14 protein-coding genes and 1 tRNA gene are annotated in these 14,856 nt (G+C 73.6%); 7 read left to right on the forward strand and 8 right to left on the reverse strand.

Annotated features, from left to right (window positions below; genetic code table 11):
- Positions 1–9 precede the first annotated feature (9 nt).
- From D7193_RS21460 to D7193_RS21475, 5 genes are all read right to left on the reverse strand, one after another.
- Positions 10–3,603 (reverse strand): adenylate/guanylate cyclase domain-containing protein, encoded by a 3,594-nt coding sequence (locus D7193_RS21460; protein ID WP_120781254.1) that lies wholly within the window; start codon positions 3,601–3,603, stop codon positions 10–12.
- Positions 3,600–4,433 (reverse strand): MBL fold metallo-hydrolase, encoded by an 834-nt coding sequence (locus D7193_RS21465; RefSeq protein ID WP_120781255.1) that lies wholly within the window; start codon positions 4,431–4,433, stop codon positions 3,600–3,602. Before D7193_RS21465 ends, D7193_RS21460 begins: the two co-directional genes overlap by 4 nt.
- A gap of 127 nt (positions 4,434–4,560) precedes the next feature.
- The gene (locus D7193_RS21470) at positions 4,561–5,022 is read right to left on the reverse strand and encodes a RidA family protein (protein ID WP_120781256.1); all 462 of its coding nucleotides are present in this window, start codon (positions 5,020–5,022) and stop codon (positions 4,561–4,563) included.
- Complete coding sequence (locus tag D7193_RS33750) at positions 5,019–5,174, reverse strand: Sp36 family protein (protein ID WP_174242689.1); 156 nt, start codon at positions 5,172–5,174, stop codon at positions 5,019–5,021. The genes D7193_RS21470 and D7193_RS33750 overlap by 4 nt, the downstream gene beginning before the upstream one ends.
- A gap of 43 nt (positions 5,175–5,217) precedes the next feature.
- The gene (locus tag D7193_RS21475; RefSeq protein ID WP_120781257.1) at positions 5,218–5,700 is read right to left on the reverse strand and encodes a hypothetical protein; all 483 of its coding nucleotides are present in this window, start codon (positions 5,698–5,700) and stop codon (positions 5,218–5,220) included.
- Between the two features lie 334 nt (positions 5,701–6,034).
- Between D7193_RS21475 and D7193_RS21480 the strand changes: the two genes are divergently transcribed.
- From D7193_RS21480 to bagB, 3 genes are read left to right on the forward strand one after another with little or no spacing between them, the layout of a single operon-like run.
- Positions 6,035–6,781 (forward strand): Rv0361 family membrane protein, encoded by a 747-nt coding sequence (locus tag D7193_RS21480; RefSeq protein WP_241563236.1) that lies wholly within the window; start codon positions 6,035–6,037, stop codon positions 6,779–6,781.
- Between the two features lie 26 nt (positions 6,782–6,807).
- Positions 6,808–7,785: an ATPase BagA gene (gene bagA, locus D7193_RS21485; protein WP_120781258.1), complete on the forward strand. Its 978-nt coding sequence runs from the start codon at positions 6,808–6,810 to the stop codon at positions 7,783–7,785.
- Positions 7,786–7,839: 54 nt separating this feature from the next.
- Positions 7,840–8,991 (forward strand): ArsA family ATPase, encoded by a 1,152-nt coding sequence (gene bagB, locus D7193_RS21490; protein ID WP_174242690.1) that lies wholly within the window; start codon positions 7,840–7,842, stop codon positions 8,989–8,991.
- On the opposite strand, the gene D7193_RS21495 is transcribed toward bagB, so the two are convergent.
- Positions 8,978–9,295 (reverse strand): WhiB family transcriptional regulator, encoded by a 318-nt coding sequence (locus D7193_RS21495; RefSeq protein ID WP_120781259.1) that lies wholly within the window; start codon positions 9,293–9,295, stop codon positions 8,978–8,980. The two genes, bagB and D7193_RS21495, sit on opposite strands and share 14 nt — an antisense overlap.
- Before the next feature lie 405 nt (positions 9,296–9,700).
- On the opposite strand from D7193_RS21495, the gene D7193_RS21500 reads away from it, so the two are divergent.
- A complete protein-coding gene (locus D7193_RS21500; RefSeq protein ID WP_120781260.1) occupies positions 9,701–12,148 on the forward strand; it encodes a penicillin-binding protein in 2,448 nt (815 codons plus the stop codon).
- Positions 12,149–12,332: 184 nt separating this feature from the next.
- Here the strand turns inward: D7193_RS21500 and D7193_RS21505 are convergent, their stop codons facing one another.
- Together D7193_RS21505 and D7193_RS21510 are read right to left on the reverse strand one after the other, a co-directional pair.
- The gene (locus tag D7193_RS21505) at positions 12,333–12,674 is read right to left on the reverse strand and encodes a hypothetical protein (protein ID WP_147434426.1); all 342 of its coding nucleotides are present in this window, start codon (positions 12,672–12,674) and stop codon (positions 12,333–12,335) included.
- A gap of 52 nt (positions 12,675–12,726) precedes the next feature.
- Complete coding sequence (locus D7193_RS21510) at positions 12,727–13,182, reverse strand: GatB/YqeY domain-containing protein (RefSeq protein ID WP_120781262.1); 456 nt, start codon at positions 13,180–13,182, stop codon at positions 12,727–12,729.
- A gap of 25 nt (positions 13,183–13,207) precedes the next feature.
- Here D7193_RS21510 and D7193_RS21515 point away from each other — a divergent pair, with 25 nt between their 5' ends.
- From D7193_RS21515 to D7193_RS21525, 3 genes are all read left to right on the forward strand, one after another.
- The gene (locus D7193_RS21515; protein WP_120781263.1) at positions 13,208–14,101 is read left to right on the forward strand and encodes a metallophosphoesterase; all 894 of its coding nucleotides are present in this window, start codon (positions 13,208–13,210) and stop codon (positions 14,099–14,101) included.
- Positions 14,102–14,213: 112 nt separating this feature from the next.
- A tRNA-Pro gene (locus D7193_RS21520) sits at positions 14,214–14,290 on the forward strand.
- 126 nt (positions 14,291–14,416) lie between these two features.
- Positions 14,417–14,839 carry a glutaredoxin domain-containing protein gene (locus tag D7193_RS21525; protein WP_120781264.1) on the forward strand — a complete coding sequence of 141 codons (423 nt, stop codon included), beginning with the start codon at positions 14,417–14,419 and terminating at the stop codon, positions 14,837–14,839.
- Positions 14,840–14,856 lie beyond the last annotated feature (17 nt).

Consider the following 14,856-nt stretch of genomic DNA (forward strand, 5'->3'; position numbering starts at 1 on the left):
GAGGCCGCCTCAGTCGGCCGCGAGGCGCGCCCGGAGGGCGTCGGCCGCCTGCCGCTCGCTGCGCTGCTCGGTCGCGTACGCCAGGCGGACCGCCTCCTCGGCGCAGGCCAGCGCCTCGGCCCGGCGGCCGGTGGCGGCCAGCGCCTCGGCCAGCACCATCGCCCCGATCACCTGGCTGCGGACGTCCTCCGCGGGCACCGCCACGGCCCGCCGGGCCCAGTCCAGCGCCTGCTCGCGCTGGCCGAGCGCGAGCAGCGCCGAGGCGTAGCGGGCCATCGCCTGGCGGCGGGAGAAGAGCAGCGAGGGCGTCGTCCCGGCCGCGGTGGCCACCGGGGCGAGCAGCCCCACGGCGGTGACCGGGTCACCGGCGGCGAGCCGCGCGGTGGCCAGCAGCACCCGCGGCGCCACCTGGGCCGGCGCCTGCGGGTTGTGCGGCTCGACGGCGGTGAGCACCGCCCGGGCGTCCCGCTCGGCGGCCGCCACGTCGCCCATGTCGAGCGCCACGAACCCGCGCAGCGTGCCGGCCATCCCGGTGAGCAGCGGGTGGCCCGTCCGGGCGGCGTACGACATCGCGTCGCCGAGCAGGTCCGCCGCGTGCTCCGGCTCGCCCAGGCCACGCGCCACCACACCCCGTACGACCAGCGCGAACCCGCGCCCCCAGTCGTCCGAGGCGGCGGCGAACTCCCGGTACGCCCGCCGGGCCTCCCGGTCCGCGTCGCCCAGCTCGCCCAGCTCCGCGGTGGCGTACGCCTCGACCGCCCGCAGCGTGCCGACCGCCCACGCCTCGCCGACCCGCTCACCGAACGGCAGGAAGACGCGCGCCAGCCGGCACGCCTCGCGCAGCCGTCCGGCCAGCAGCCGGGCGTACGCCGTGGTGCCGCGCAGCCACGCCCGCCCGTACGGGTCCTTCAGCTCGGCGAAGAGCCGGGCGGCTCGGCCCAGCACTGCGTCCGTGCCCGCGAAGTCACCCCGGGTGGTGGTCACCCACGCCAGGTTCTGCAAGGACCACGCCTGCCCCCGCCCGTCCTCGGCGGCGAGGCTCACCTGGTAGGCGGCCGCGAGCCGGCTGCTCGCCTGGCCCAGCCGCCCGGCCACGAAGTCGGCCATGCCGAGCCGGCGCATCGCCGAGGCGCGCAGCGTGGGCAGCTTACCGGCGGTGGCCACCTGAAGGGCCTCCTGCCAGGCGGTCACCGCGCGGCTCTGGTCGCCGAGCGTCTGGTGCGCCTGCCCGGCGAGCAGCAGCGCGCTCGCCCGGGTGGCCTCCTCACCGGCGTTCGCGGCGATCTTCTCGGCCGAGGCGAGCGCGTCGGCCACCCGGCCGATCTGGAGCAGCGCCCGGGCGTGCACCACCCGGTCGGCCGCCGGCACACCGTCGGGGGCCAGGTCGGCGGCGCGCTCGGCGTACTCGACGGCCAGCTCCGGCTCACCGGCGGAGAGCGAGCGGCGGGCGGCCCGCCCCAGCGCGGCGACCCCGAGCGGCACCACCGCGCGGGCCGGCGCGTCCGGGCGCAGGTTCACGGCGTCGGCGAGCGCGGCGGCCCGCTCGACGTGGGCAGCCACGAAGTCGTCCCGGTCGGCCTCGGTGAAGGCGCCCGTCGGGGTGGGCGTCGCGTCGTCACCGGCCGACCCGGATGCCGCCCAGCGGGCGAGTGCCGCGTGCCGCTCGGCCAGCTCGGCCTTGCTCACCCCGGCGTACGCGGCCTCCCGCATGAGTGGGGTGGCGAAGGCGAACCCGGTGCGGGTGCGGTGCAGCATGCGTCGTTGCAGCAGCTCGTCGACGGCCCGCTCGAACTCCACCGCGACCACGGCGGCCGGCCGTCCGTCCCGCCCGGCGTGCTGCTCGCGCAGCGCCTCGAGAGCGCCGCCGGGCACCGTGTCGCCGACGACCGCGGCGTCGCGCAGGATCGACCGGGCGTCCGGCGGGAGCGCGTCGATGCGCGCGGCCAGGACGGCGGCGAGGTCCCGGGAGAGCAGGCGGCTGCCCAGCGAGCCGGGCACCAACCGCCACGTCGCGCTCGACGGGCCGCCACGGTCGCCGACCGCGGTGAGCGCGCCCCGCTCCATGAGCAGGGTCACGAGTTCGGCCAGGTAGAACGGGTTGCCCTGGGCGGTGGCGAGCAGCCGGTCGGCGTCGGCCTGGGGCAGCTTGCCGCCGCCGAGGTAGCTGGTGAGCAACCGGGCCGCGTCGGCGCCCCGCAGCGGCGGGAGCACGTGCACCTCGGCCTCGGAGACCCGGGTCAGTGCCCCGGCGGTGCGGACCAGTTCGGGACGGCCCAGCAGCAGCACCAGCACCGGGCCGCTGAGCCGGGACAGGGTCGTACCGAGCACGCGGATCGTCTCGGCGGTCGCGTCGTGCAGGTCGTCCACGATCATCACCAGCGGCGCCTCCACGGCGAGCGCGCTGAGCAGGTCGGCGACCGCGTTCGGCACCGCCTCGGCGTCGGCGGGCGGCAGGGTGGCGCTCCACTCGCCCTGGTCGGTCGGGCCGCCGGCGGGCAGCTCCGCGTAGCCGAGCAGGGCGAGGAGGTGGTCGGTGGCGATCGGCACCGGGTCGGCGCCGCGGGCCAGCCGCTGGCCGAGCCGGCGCAGCCGCTCCTCCACGGCCGGGCGGGTCAGCGCCGTCGAGGGGTCGGTGGGCAGGCCGACCGCAGCGCGGACCAGGTCGGCGAGCGGGGCGAGCCGGCGCCGCTCGCCGAACGCGGCGCAGCGGACCGAGAGCACCCGGGCGCCGGTGTGCGCGGCGTACCGACCGGCGCCCACGTCGTACCCGGCGGCCAGGCGTTCCACCTCGGCCGCGAACCGCGACTTCCCGATGCCCGCCTCGGCGGTCATCAGCAGCACCCGTGGCTCGCCACGGTCGATCACCTCGGCCAGCCGGCCGGCGATCCGCCCGATCTCGGTCTCCCGGCCCACGAACGGCGCCTCGTCACCGAGACCGGACCGGGTCCCGGGCGCGTCCAGGAGACCCAGCAGTTCGTACGCCTCGACCGGCTCGCGCTTGCCCTTGAGGCGCAGGGGCCGCAGCGCCCGCCAGGAGGCGACGTGCCGGGTGGCGGCCGCGGTGCGGGCGCCGGCGTAGACCGCGCCCACGGCGGCGGCGTCGGCGAGTCGGGCCGCCGTGTTCACCGTGTCGCCGATGACCGTGTACTCGATCGCGGCCTGGATGCCGGCGATCACGTCACCGGTGTTGAGGCCGACGCGCAGGCCCAGCGGGGCACCCCCGCCGCGCTCGTCGTCGAGCACCCGGCGCACCGCCCGCTGCATGGAGAGCGCGGCGCGCACGGCCCGCTCGGCGTCGTCCTCGTGCGCCACGGGCGCGCCGAAGACCGCCATGATCCCGTCGCCGGTCAGCTTGTCGACGTGCCCGCCGAACGTCTTCACCGCGCCCGCGAGCGCGGCGAGCACCCGGTCCGTGACCGCCCCGACCCGTTCCGGGTCCAGGTCCTCCGACCAGGAGGTGAAGTCGGAGAGGTCTCCGAAGAGAACGGTCACCACGCGACGCTCGGCGGCCGGCAGCGTCGCGGCGGCCGGTAGCGCGGCGCCGCAGTTGTGGCAGAACCGCGCGCCGGGGACGGCTACGGTTCCGCACACCGGGCAGGTCACGGCTGCTCCAACTCCGCACCCCCGGCTCCGGATTCCCGGATCTCCACACCGAGGTACTCCAGTTGCGCGCGTACCGACCATTCGGCCGCCCACCAGAGCGACCGGTCCACGTCGGCGTAGACGGCCGCGACCACCTCGGCCGGGGTGCCGGCGCCGGCGGCGACCGCCGCCCGGACCTGGTCGAGCCGGGCGCGGCGGTGGGCCAGGTAGAAGTCGGCCGCCGCGCCGCAGTCGGCGAGCGCCGGGCCGTGCCCCGGCAGCGCCGGTACGCCCCGGTACGCCGAGAGCAGGTCGAGGCTCGTCAGGTAGTCCCCGAGGTGCCCGTCCGGGTGGGCGACCACGGTGGTGCCCCGCCCGAGGATGGTGTCGCCGGTGAGAACGACCCGCTCGCCGGCGTGCTCCGCGAGGAAGCAGACCGAGTCCTTGGTGTGGCCCGGGGTCGGGACGACCCGTACGACCAGCCCCGGCGTCTCCGGCAAGACCCCGGCGGTCAGCGGCGCGCCGGCGACGGTGTGCGCCGCGTCCGCCGCGCGGACCGGGGCCCCGCCGAGCAGCTCGCTGAGCCGGTCGGAGCCCTCGGTGTGGTCGGGGTGGCCGTGGGTGATCAGCACGAGCCCGACCCGACCGCGCGCCGCGATCGCGGCCAGGTGCGCCTCGTCCGCCGGGCCCGGGTCGACGACCACGGCGTGCTCCGCGCCGGGCGCGCGCAGCACCCACGTGTTGGTGCCGTCGAGCGTCATCGGCCCCGGGTTCGGGGCGCGCAGGAGCGCCACCCAGCCCGGCAGCTGGTCGGCGAGCGCTGCCGCCGGCGCGGTCACGTGCCCGGTCATGGCTGCGATCGTACGGCCCCGCCCGCAACTCCCCGCGATCTTGCGGGCACCGCTCCCGGGTTTGTACCCGTTCACGACGTTCGTCGCGCGACGGCCCGGAGGCGGGAGGCGGGCGGGGCCGGTCGGGTCAGCTGACCTCGACGATGACCTCGACCTCGACGGGGGCGTCGAGAGGCAGTTCGGCGACGCCCACGGCGCTGCGGGCGTGCCGGCCGGCCTCGCCGAAGACGGCGCCGAACAGGTCGGAGGCGCCGTTGATCACGGCCGGCTGGCCGGTGAAGCCCGGCGCGGACGCCACGAAGCCGGTCAGCTTGACCACCTTCACGACGTTCTCCAGGCCGACCAGCGAGTCGATCGCGGCGAGCGCGTTGAGCGCGCACCGCTGGGCCAGGTCCTTCGCCTGGTCGGCGGAGACGCCCGCGCCGACCTTGCCGGTGGCGAGCAGCTTCCCCTCGGCCATGGGGAGCTGCCCCGAGACGTAGACGTGCCGGCCGGACTGGACGGCCGGCACGTAGCTGGCCACCGGAGGCACGACCTCGGGCAGCTGGAGCCCGAGTTCGGCGAGCTTCGCGTGCGGCCCGTTGCTCATGCCTTGGGCCGCTTCAGGTAGGCGACGAGCTGGTCCGGGTTCGGACCGGGCACCACGGCGACGAGTTCCCACCCGTCCTCGCCCCAGTTGTCGAGAATCTGCTTGGTCGCGTGGACCAGCAGCGGGACCGTGGCGTACTCCCACTTCTGCATCGGTGCAGGGCTCCCTCGATACGCGGATCGTTCGAGGGACAGCCTACGGGCCGGCGGAGGGCCGGGGTGCGGGACGCTGCTCGGGCGCCGAGGGCACCTCCCCGCACGGGCCGGTGTGCTCGTACCGCTGCGGGCAGCGCGTCCGGTCGGGCAGCAGAAGGTCGCAGAAGACCCGGTACCGGTTGTTCTGGTCGTCGGCGTTGGAGACCGTCGTCTCGCCGGCGTCCAGCTCGGGCAGGAAGCCGAGGGAGACCGCGATCCGGCCGGCGAGGGCGGTGGCCGCCGCCAGGTCGGGCACCCGGATCGGCAGGTGGATCACGAAGCCGGGCTCCTCGTCCTCCCGCCCCGGCCCGGCGGACCCGGCCCGCGCCCGCACGACCTCGACCGGCTCCGAGATCCGGCGGTACGACCGCTCGTTGACGGGCAGGCTCCCGACCGCCGCCCCCTCGCTCTCCCCGACGCCGGTCCGGCTCACCCGATGGTTCGCCGGGAACGGGGATCGAGGGATGTTGTCCGCGTCGCGCATGCACTGCCTCCGGGCGTTGTACCTGGTCAAGTCCCTGCTGTGCCGGTCCGGGACACGCCCGGCCCCGGTTCCCCCCGCGCCGGCACGACGGTAGGTCCGCTGGCGGAGTCCCGCCAACAGGACGCGCGCTCCCCGCGCCGCACCAGTCACATATGTGACAGATGCCGCGTACGTCGCGAAGCGTGGTCGCGCTCCCATCGCAGCCGGCCACCACGGGGCGACAGCACGGTCGGGATCGACCGTTACCCTTCCGGTCGGGCGGCGCGCGCGGGCCGCCCGCTCGACTTCACGCTCGGCGCCGGGTGGCGCGAGCGACGCACCCCCGGGGGAAGAGATGACCCAGCCACCCAGCGGCGACCCGACCGGCTCGCCGGCCGTGCCGCCGGCCCGTCCCGAAGCCGCCGGGCAGCCCCCCGCCCCGGCGGCCCCGGGGCAGCCGGGCGCCGTGCCGCCTCCCGGGCCGGTCGCCCCCGGGTCGCCGGCGGGGCCGCCGCCGGCCGGTCCGCTGCCCGTCGGAGCGCCGCCGGCCGGGCACCTGCCCGGCGGAGCACCGCCGGCCGGAGCGCCGCTGCCCGAGCCGACGCAGGTCCCGGCACCCCCGCCGGGCTACCCGCCGTTCCCGCCGCCTCCCGCGCCGAAGAAGAAGCGCGGCGCGTTGATCGCGGCCGTCGCGCTCGTGGTGGTCCTGGTGCTCTGCGTGGGCGGCGGCGTCACCGCGTTCCTGACCCTGCGCAACGTGGAGACCGGCGAGGGCGCGAAGGAGCCGGCCGTCGCGGTGGACGAGTTCCTGACCGCGGTCTACAAGGAGCGGGACGCGGCGAAGGCCGCCACCCTCGTCTGCGCCTCCGCCCGAGACGACGACAAGATCGCCGCCAAGGTGGCCGAGGTGGAGAAGTACGCCGCCGCGTACCAGAACCCCCGCTTCCGCTGGACCACCCCGAAGGTCGACAACCAGACCGGTGACCGGGCCACCGTCTCGACGAAGGTGACCATGACCACCACCGACGAGAAGGTGGCCGACCAGGATCTGCGCTTCACCGTGGTGCGGAAGACGGGTTGGTGGGTCTGCGAGGTCGCCTGACGGCCGCGGCTGGATAGGCTCGACGGGTGCGAGGAGCTGAGCGGCCGACCGACCCGGCCGGCACCGGGTGGCCGGCCCGTCTGCATGTCGTGACCGGCAAGGGCGGCACCGGCAAGACGAGTGTGGCCGCGGCGCTGGCGATGGCGCTGGCCGCCGGGGGTCGGCGCACGCTGCTGGTGGAGGTCGAGGGACGGCAGGGCATCGCCCAGCTGTTCGGCATCGACCCGCTGCCGTACGAGGAGCGGCACCTGACCGCCGCACCCGGCGGGGGCGAGGTGCGGGCCCTCGCGGTGGACGCCGAGGAGGCGCTCCTCGAGTACCTGGACATGTTCTACCGGCTCGGCGCGGCCGGCCGGGCGTTGCGCAAGTTCGGCGCCATCGACTTCGCCACCACGATCGCCCCAGGGCTGCGGGACGTGCTGCTCACCGGGAAGGCGAAGGAGGCCACGACCCGCACCGTCGACCAGCGGCGGGTGTACGACGCCGTGGTGCTGGACGCCCCGCCGACCGGGCGGATCGGCCGGTTCCTCAACGTGACCGCGGAGACGGCCCGGCTGGCCAAGGTCGGCCCGATCAAGACGCAGAGCGAGGGCGTCGCGGCGCTGCTGCGCTCGCCGATGACCGCGGTGCACGTGGTCACCCTGCTCGAGGAGATGCCGGTCCAGGAGACGGTGGACGCCATCGCGGAGCTGACCTCCTACGGCTTCCCGGTGGGCCGGATCATCGTCAACGGCACCCGGCCGCCGCTGCCGACCGGCCGCGCGGTGAGCGCCGCCGAGCTGCGGCGGGGGCTGGTCGCCGCCGGGCTGCCGACCGACAAGGAGACCGTGGCCGGGCTGCACGACGAGGCACGCGACCAGCTCATCCGCCGGGAACTGGAGGATTCCCTCCGCACCGACCTGGTCGAGCTGGGGCTGCCGATGATCGAGTTGCCGTTGCTACCGGACGGGGTCGACCGGGCGGGGCTGGCCACGCTCGCCGACGCGCTCCTGCGGGCGGATTGACTCACACCTGGCGTCGGCACGGGCGCGCGGACCGAGTCGGCCCGATACGCTCGATTGGTGCCTTCCGAAGACGCGGCGCCTCCGCTGGACGTCGACCAGATCCTCGCCGACCCGGGCGTCCGGATCGTGGTGTGCTGCGGCGCCGGTGGGGTCGGTAAGACGACCACGGCCGCCGCGTTGGCACTGCGGGCCGCCGAGCGGCACGGCCGCCGGACGGTGGTGCTGACCATCGACCCGGCCCGCCGGCTGGCCCAGTCGCTCGGCCTCACCGAGCTGGACAACACCCCGCGCCAGGTGAAGGGCATCGACGTCGAGGCGAGCGGCGGCGAGCTGCACGCCATGATGCTCGACATGAAGCGCACCTTCGACGACGTGGTGCTCGCACACACCGACCCGGCGAAGGCCGCGGAGATCTTCGCCAACCCCTTCTACCAGGCCATGAGCTCGACCTTCTCCGGCACGCAGGAGTACATGGCCATGGAGAAGCTGGGCCAGCTGCACGCCCGGGGCGAGTGGGACCTCATCGTGGTCGACACGCCGCCGTCGCGTTCGGCCCTGGACTTCCTCGACGCGCCGGCCCGGCTGTCCCGGTTCCTCGACGGGCGGATGCTGCGGCTGCTGCTCGCGCCGGCGCGCAGCGGTGGCCGGAGCATGTTCAGCCTGGTCACCGCGTCGTTCGGGATGTTCTCGAAGGCCGTGCAGAAGGTGCTCGGCGCCCAGCTACTCACCGACCTGTCCGGCTTCGTCGCGGCACTGGATTCGATGTTCGGCGGCTTCCGGCAGCGCGCCGAGCAGACGTACCGCATCCTGCAGGCGCGGGAGACGGCCTTCCTGCTGGTCGCGGCGCCGGAGTCGGACGCGGTCCGCGAGGCCGCCTACTTCGCCGGCCGGCTGCGCGAGGAGCGGATGCCGCTGGCCGGCCTTGTGCTCAACCGGGTGCACCGGCCGGCGGTGCCCGAGCTGGACGCGGCGACCAGCCGGGCCGCCGCGGACCGGCTGGCCGAGCTGGGTGGGCACGAGGGCACCGTCGAGGTGCTGCGGGCGCACGCGGCGCTGGCCCGGCAGGCGGTACGCGAGCAGCAGGTGGCCGCGCGGTTCACCGAGGCGTTCCCCGAGGTGCCGACGGTGTCGGTTACAGCACAGCCCGCCGACGTGCATGACGTCGACGGGCTGCGGACGATCGGCGCGGCGATCAGCCGGTCGTGACCAGGATCTTGTCCTTCCCGGCCTTCTCCTTGGCGTTCTTCTTCATGGCCGCCTCGAACATCTTGCGCCAGCTCGTCACCTGAGGGTGACGGCGCAGCAGCGCCCGCCGCTCGCGCTCGGTCATGCCACCCCACACACCGAACTCGATACGGTTGTCGAGCGCGTCGGCCAGGCACTCGTACCGAACTGGGCAGCTCCGGCAGATCCGCTTCGCCACGTTCTGTTCGGCGCCCTGTACGAACAGCGCGTCCGGGTCCCCGTTCTGACACGCCGCCAGCGACGGCCAGTCAGCAATCATGCCCATGTGTAGTCGTCCCCCCTTGCAGTACCTACCGACTCGTTACGCGTCAGCCGGCAATTCCCCCCGATCGCCCGCACGGCCTTCCCCCAGGCGGCACGGACGACATGTGGCGCTGTCGCCGCCCCCCATCATGCTCTGTAGTCACCCGATTACGCAACGTTGTCGGCCAAATCCATCATTCCGGACACTCCCGGCTTCCCGGGCCGTCGATCGCCGCTTACCCCGCCCCGGAACGTGAAAACGCTGCGAAGGCCCCTCCCCCCAAGGGAGACTTCGCGTCAGGTCAGACGCAACCACGCACCAGGGGTCGTGCGTTTAGCACAACGAGGGCAACCCGCGCAGGAAATGGGGAAAGAACGCCCCAGCGCCCCTCGTTCCCTGTTCGCGTACCCTGTCGAGGTGACCTGGATGCGGAAACGTGACCACAATGTGCTGACCAACACCGCATCGCTGCTCATATGTGGCCTCTTGGCCGGCGTGGTGGTTGCAGCGGCGGCCTTCCCCGCGGTGGCGATGTCGGGACTGGCTGCGAAGGCGGGCGCCGAGACATTCGGCGCACTGCCCAAGGAACTGACGGTGGCCCGGGCCCCGCAGATCACCTATCTGCTGGCCTCCGACGGCAAGACGCCGCTCGCCACCATGTACGACGAGAACCGCCGCGACGTGAAGCTCGCCGACGTCTCGCCGTACATGCAGAAGGCGATCATCGCCGCCGAGGACCACGACTTCTACAAGCACAACGGCGTCGACCTCAACGGCGTCGCCCGCGCCTTCGTCAACAACCAGAACGAGGGCGCCGGCCGCCAGGGCGCCTCGACGCTGACCATGCAGTACGTCCGGCTGGCCATCGCCTACTCGGCCACCCACCCGGCCGACGTGGTCGCCGCGACCGAGGACACCAGCGCCCGCAAGCTGCGCGAGATGCGCTACGCGATCCAGATCGACAAGGAGCTCTCCAAGGACGAGATCCTGGAGCGCTACCTGAACATCGCCTCCTTCGGCAACGGCGCCTACGGCATCTACGCCGCCAGCCAGGTCTACTTCGGAAAGTCCCCGAAGAATCTCAAGATCGAAGAGGCGGCGCTGCTCGCCGGCATGGTGAAGGCCCCCACCACCAACGACCCGACCACCAAGAGCGGCAAGCCGCTCGCCCTGGACCGGCGCAACTACGTCATCGACAACATGGTCGACATCAAGGCCATCACCCAGCAGGAGGCCGACGCGGCCAAGGCCACCAAGCTGGAGGTCAAGGGCAAGCGGGCCCCGAACGGTTGCGTGGCCACGAACGTGAAGGAGTGGGGCTTCTTCTGCGACTACTTCTACCGCTGGTGGTTGCAGCAGGAGACGTTCGGCTCGACCTCGTACGACCGGGAGCGGCGGCTCAAGAGCGGCGGCTACACCATCGTCACCAGCCTCGACGCGCAGGCGCAGCGGGGCGCGGACAAGGCCGTCCGCAAGGCCAAGAGCGTGAACAGCAAGGAAGCCGCCATGGTGGCCGTCGTCGAGCCGGGCAGCGGCCGGGTGCGGGCCCTCGCGGTGAACCGGGTCTTCAAGCTCGACGACCCGGACCACCCGCAGAACAAGCCGCACAGCGACCCCAAGCAGCGCAACAACGGCAAGCGCGGCAACTACCCCAACACGGTGAACCCGCTGCTCACCGGCGGTGACGGCATCACCGGCTACCAGGCCGGCTCGACGTTCAAGATCTTCACGATCGTCGCGGCGCTGGAGAAGGGCATCCCGCTCAGCTACACGATCAACGCGCCGCAGACGTTCAAGTCCGAATACATCATCGACAGCCGCAGCCCGGCCGCCTGCCCGGGCACGCACTTCTACTGCCCGAAGAACTCCGGCGGCAAGGCCGGCGGCGTGCAGAACATGTGGAGCGCGTTCGCCGCGTCGATCAACACCTACTTCGTGCCGCTGCAGCAGCAGGTCGGCGCCGAGAACGTGGTCGACGTCGCCAAGCGGCTGGGCATCCAGTTCCGGGCCAGCAACGACGCCGACTTCGCGAGCACGAAGGACAACGCCCACCAGTGGGGCGCGTTCACCCTCGGCGTCTCGTCGACCACCCCGCTGGAGTTGGCCAACGCGTACGCCACCCTCGCGGCCGACGGCAAGTACTGCGAGCCCATCCCGGTGCAGGAGATCCGCGACCCGGACGGCAAGAAGCTCGACATCGCCAACCCGCGCTGCGAGAAGCGGGTCAGCACCGAGGTGGCACGGGCCGCCGTCGACGCCGCCCGCTGCCCGGTCGGTGACAACTCACGCACCAGCAAGTGCGGCGGCAGCCGTACGGCCCGGAACGTGAAGAGCATCGTCGACGCGCCGGTCGCCGGGAAGTCCGGCACCACCGACTCCGAGAAGACCTCGGCCCTCGTGGCGATGACCAAGCAGTACGCGGTCGCCGGCATCATGGCCGACCCGGACTGGCCGCAGACCAACGTCAAGATGGGCCACGACGTCCCGAACGGCATCAACCCGCCGGTCTACGAGACGCTGCGCGACGCGATGAAGGGCAAGCCCCGGGTCAACTTCGAGCCGCCCGGCCAGAAGATATCCGAGGGTGACCAGCGTTCGATCCCGGACGTGAAGTGCCAGTCGGTCGACACCGCGAGGTCGCGGATCGAGGGCGCCGGCTTCGACGCGATCGTCTCCGACGTGAAGGTGACCTCCAGCTGCCCGGCCGGCTCCGTCGCCGGCACCAGCCCGAGCGGCCGGACCATCAAGGGCGGCGTGGTGACCATCCAGGTCAGCAGCGGTGGTGGCGGCGGCACCCCGCCGACCAGCGGCACGCCACCGACCCCGGGTGGTGACCAGCCCGGTCGCCGCGGCGGCGGCCGCACCGGCGGCTGAGCCGACCAGCGCCGACGCCGGAACGGGCGGGCATCCCTCGAGGGGTGCCCGCCCGTTCCGTATTCATCGGTTCCGCGGCCCCGCCGAAGTGTCATCGGTTCCGCGGCCCCGCCGAAGTGTCATCGGTTCCGCGGCCCGGCGGGGCAGCTGCCATTCGCCGACCGGCCACCCGGACCGGTGGGCGTCACCCCGGCCCCGGCCTCCCGGACAGGTACCGGGACGCCGCCCGGCCCAGTTCGACAGCGACCGTCACGGCCGCCAGGGCGCCGCAGGCGAGCATCGCCAGAGCGCCGTTCAGCCACCAGTCGACCTCGCGCATCGAGAAGCACAGGTTGTCGGCCGTGCAGCCGGCGGCCGCCGTCTCCGCGCGCCCGGCCAGCACTCCGGCGGGGAAGCAGAGGACCGCCAGGCAGAGCGCGGCGGGGAAGAACCAGAGCGGGATCCGCCGGCGGACGGCCCACAGGGCGAGCCAGGCCACGAGGAGCAGCGCGGCGAGAATCCAGTGCACCGCCCTCGTGCCGGTCAAGCCCACCGGGAACCTCCGGGTCGGAACGGCCACACCCCGACCGGACGATACGTCACAGGCCGAGCTGTCGGCGTACCTCGGCGGCCACCCGGCCCCCCTCGGCACGGCCGGCCACCGCGGACTGCGCCGCCTTCATGGCCGGGCCCATCTGCGCCTTGCCGGTGAAGCCGCCCGCGGCCAGCGCCTGCGACACCAGCTCGGTCAGCTCGGCGTCGGAGAGCTGCTTCGGCAGGTAGCGCTCCAGCACCTCCCCCTCCGCGGTCTCCTTGGCGGCCTGCTCGCCGCGGCCGGCGTCGGCGAAGGCGGTCGCCGCCTCCCGGCGCTTCTTCGCCTCCTTGGTCAGCACCGCGAGCACCTCGTCGTCGGTGAGCTCGCGCTTCGCCTTGCCGGCGACCTCGGCGTTGCCCACGGCGGCCAGGGCCATTCGCAGGGTGGAGGTGGTCAGCTCGTCACGCGCCTTCAGCGCGGTGCGCATGTCCGCGGTCAGGCGGTCCTTCAGCGTGCTCATGGACGGTCAAACTACCCTGAACGTCATGCGAAAGCGCACAGTATTGCGGCTCGCCGCCGCCACCGCCGCCGTGGGCGGGGCCACCCTGGCGTACGCGTCGCTCGTCGAACGCAACATGTTCACGCTGCGCCGGTACGACGTGCCGGTGCTGCCGACCGACGCGGAGCCGCTGCGCGTCCTGCACCTGTCGGACCTGCACATGACCCCCGACCAGGCGCGCAAGCAGCGCTGGGTGGCGTCGCTGGCCGCGCTCGACCCCGACCTGGTCGTGGTGACGGGCGACAACATGGCGCATCCCGACGCCGTGCCGGGCGTGCTGCGGGCCCTCCAGCCCCTGCTCGACTATCCGGGCGTCTTCGTGTTCGGCTCCAACGACTACACCGGCCCGGTCTGGAAGAACCCGTTCACGTACTTCCTGCCCGACCGCGAGTACGTCGAGGGTGTCGAGCTGCCGTACGAGGAACTGCGCGAGGTGTTCACCGGGGCCGGCTGGGTGGACCTCAACAACGTGCGGACCGCCATCAAGGCGGGCGGACGCACGATCGACCTGGTGGGCGTCGACGATCCGCACATCGAGCGCGACGACTACCCCTCGGTGTCCGGCAAGGTCTCCTCGTCGGCCGCTCTGTCGATCGGGCTGACGCACTCGCCCGAGCCGCGCGTGCTCGACCAGATGGCCGCGGACGGCTTCGACCTGCTGCTCGCCGGGCACACCCACGGCGGGCAGGTGTGCGTGCCGGGTGTCGGCGCCCTGGTCACCAACTGCGGGCTGCCCCGGACGATGGCCCGCGGCCTGCACCGCTGGCCGGGTTCCGACTCCTGGCTGCACGTCTCCGCCGGCCTCGGCACCCACCCGACCGCACCGGTCCGGTTCGCCTGCCCACCGGAGGCGAGCGTGCTGACCCTGATCGCCCGCTGACTGATGTGGGAAGGCCACTGCTTCCGGGATCTTGTGAGGATCTTGGCCCCGACGGGCGGGGGTACCGAGTTTGACCGCCGGAGCGGGTGGGCTACTATTTGTCGGCACGCCTCGGGGTGTGGCGCAGTTTGGTAGCGCGCTTCGTTCGGGACGAAGAGGTCGTCGGTTCAAATCCGGCCACCCCGACCAGAGGTCAGAGCAGGTCAAGGCCCCTCCAGCGAGGGGCCTTGATTCGTTTCCGGCCGGGGCACCCGTACGCCCGTCGACACCCGCCGGCCGGGAGGGCCGTCGCCGCGGTGACTAGCATCCGACGGCATGCTGCGGAGTTGGTGGCTTGCCGGTCTGATACTGCTGTGTGGTGTGGTCGCCGGGGCCACGCAGGACGAGCCGTGGCTCCGCGCCGTCTGGTTCGTCGTGTTCGCGGCGCTGGCGGTCCTGTGGTCGCCCCTGGTCTTTCCGCGGTCGGTGACGGCGGAGGAGGCGCGGGCGCGCAGCGCGTCCGACGGCCGGCCGATCGTCTACTGGCGGCCCGGCTGCCGGTACTGCCTGCGGTTGCGGCTCCGGCTCGGCCACAGCGCCCGGCGGGCGTACTGGGTGAACATCTGGAGCGATCCGGCCGGGGCGGCGGCGGTGCGGGCCGTCACCGGTGGCGACGAGACGGTGCCCACCGTGGTGGCGGACGGCGAGTCGACGGTCAACCCCGAGCCGGAGTGGCTGCGCCGGCGGTTGACCCGCTGATCACCGGACGGGCCGCG

This window comes from Micromonospora costi, assembly GCF_003626655.1.
Classification (GTDB): domain Bacteria; phylum Actinomycetota; class Actinomycetes; order Mycobacteriales; family Micromonosporaceae; genus Micromonospora; species Micromonospora costi.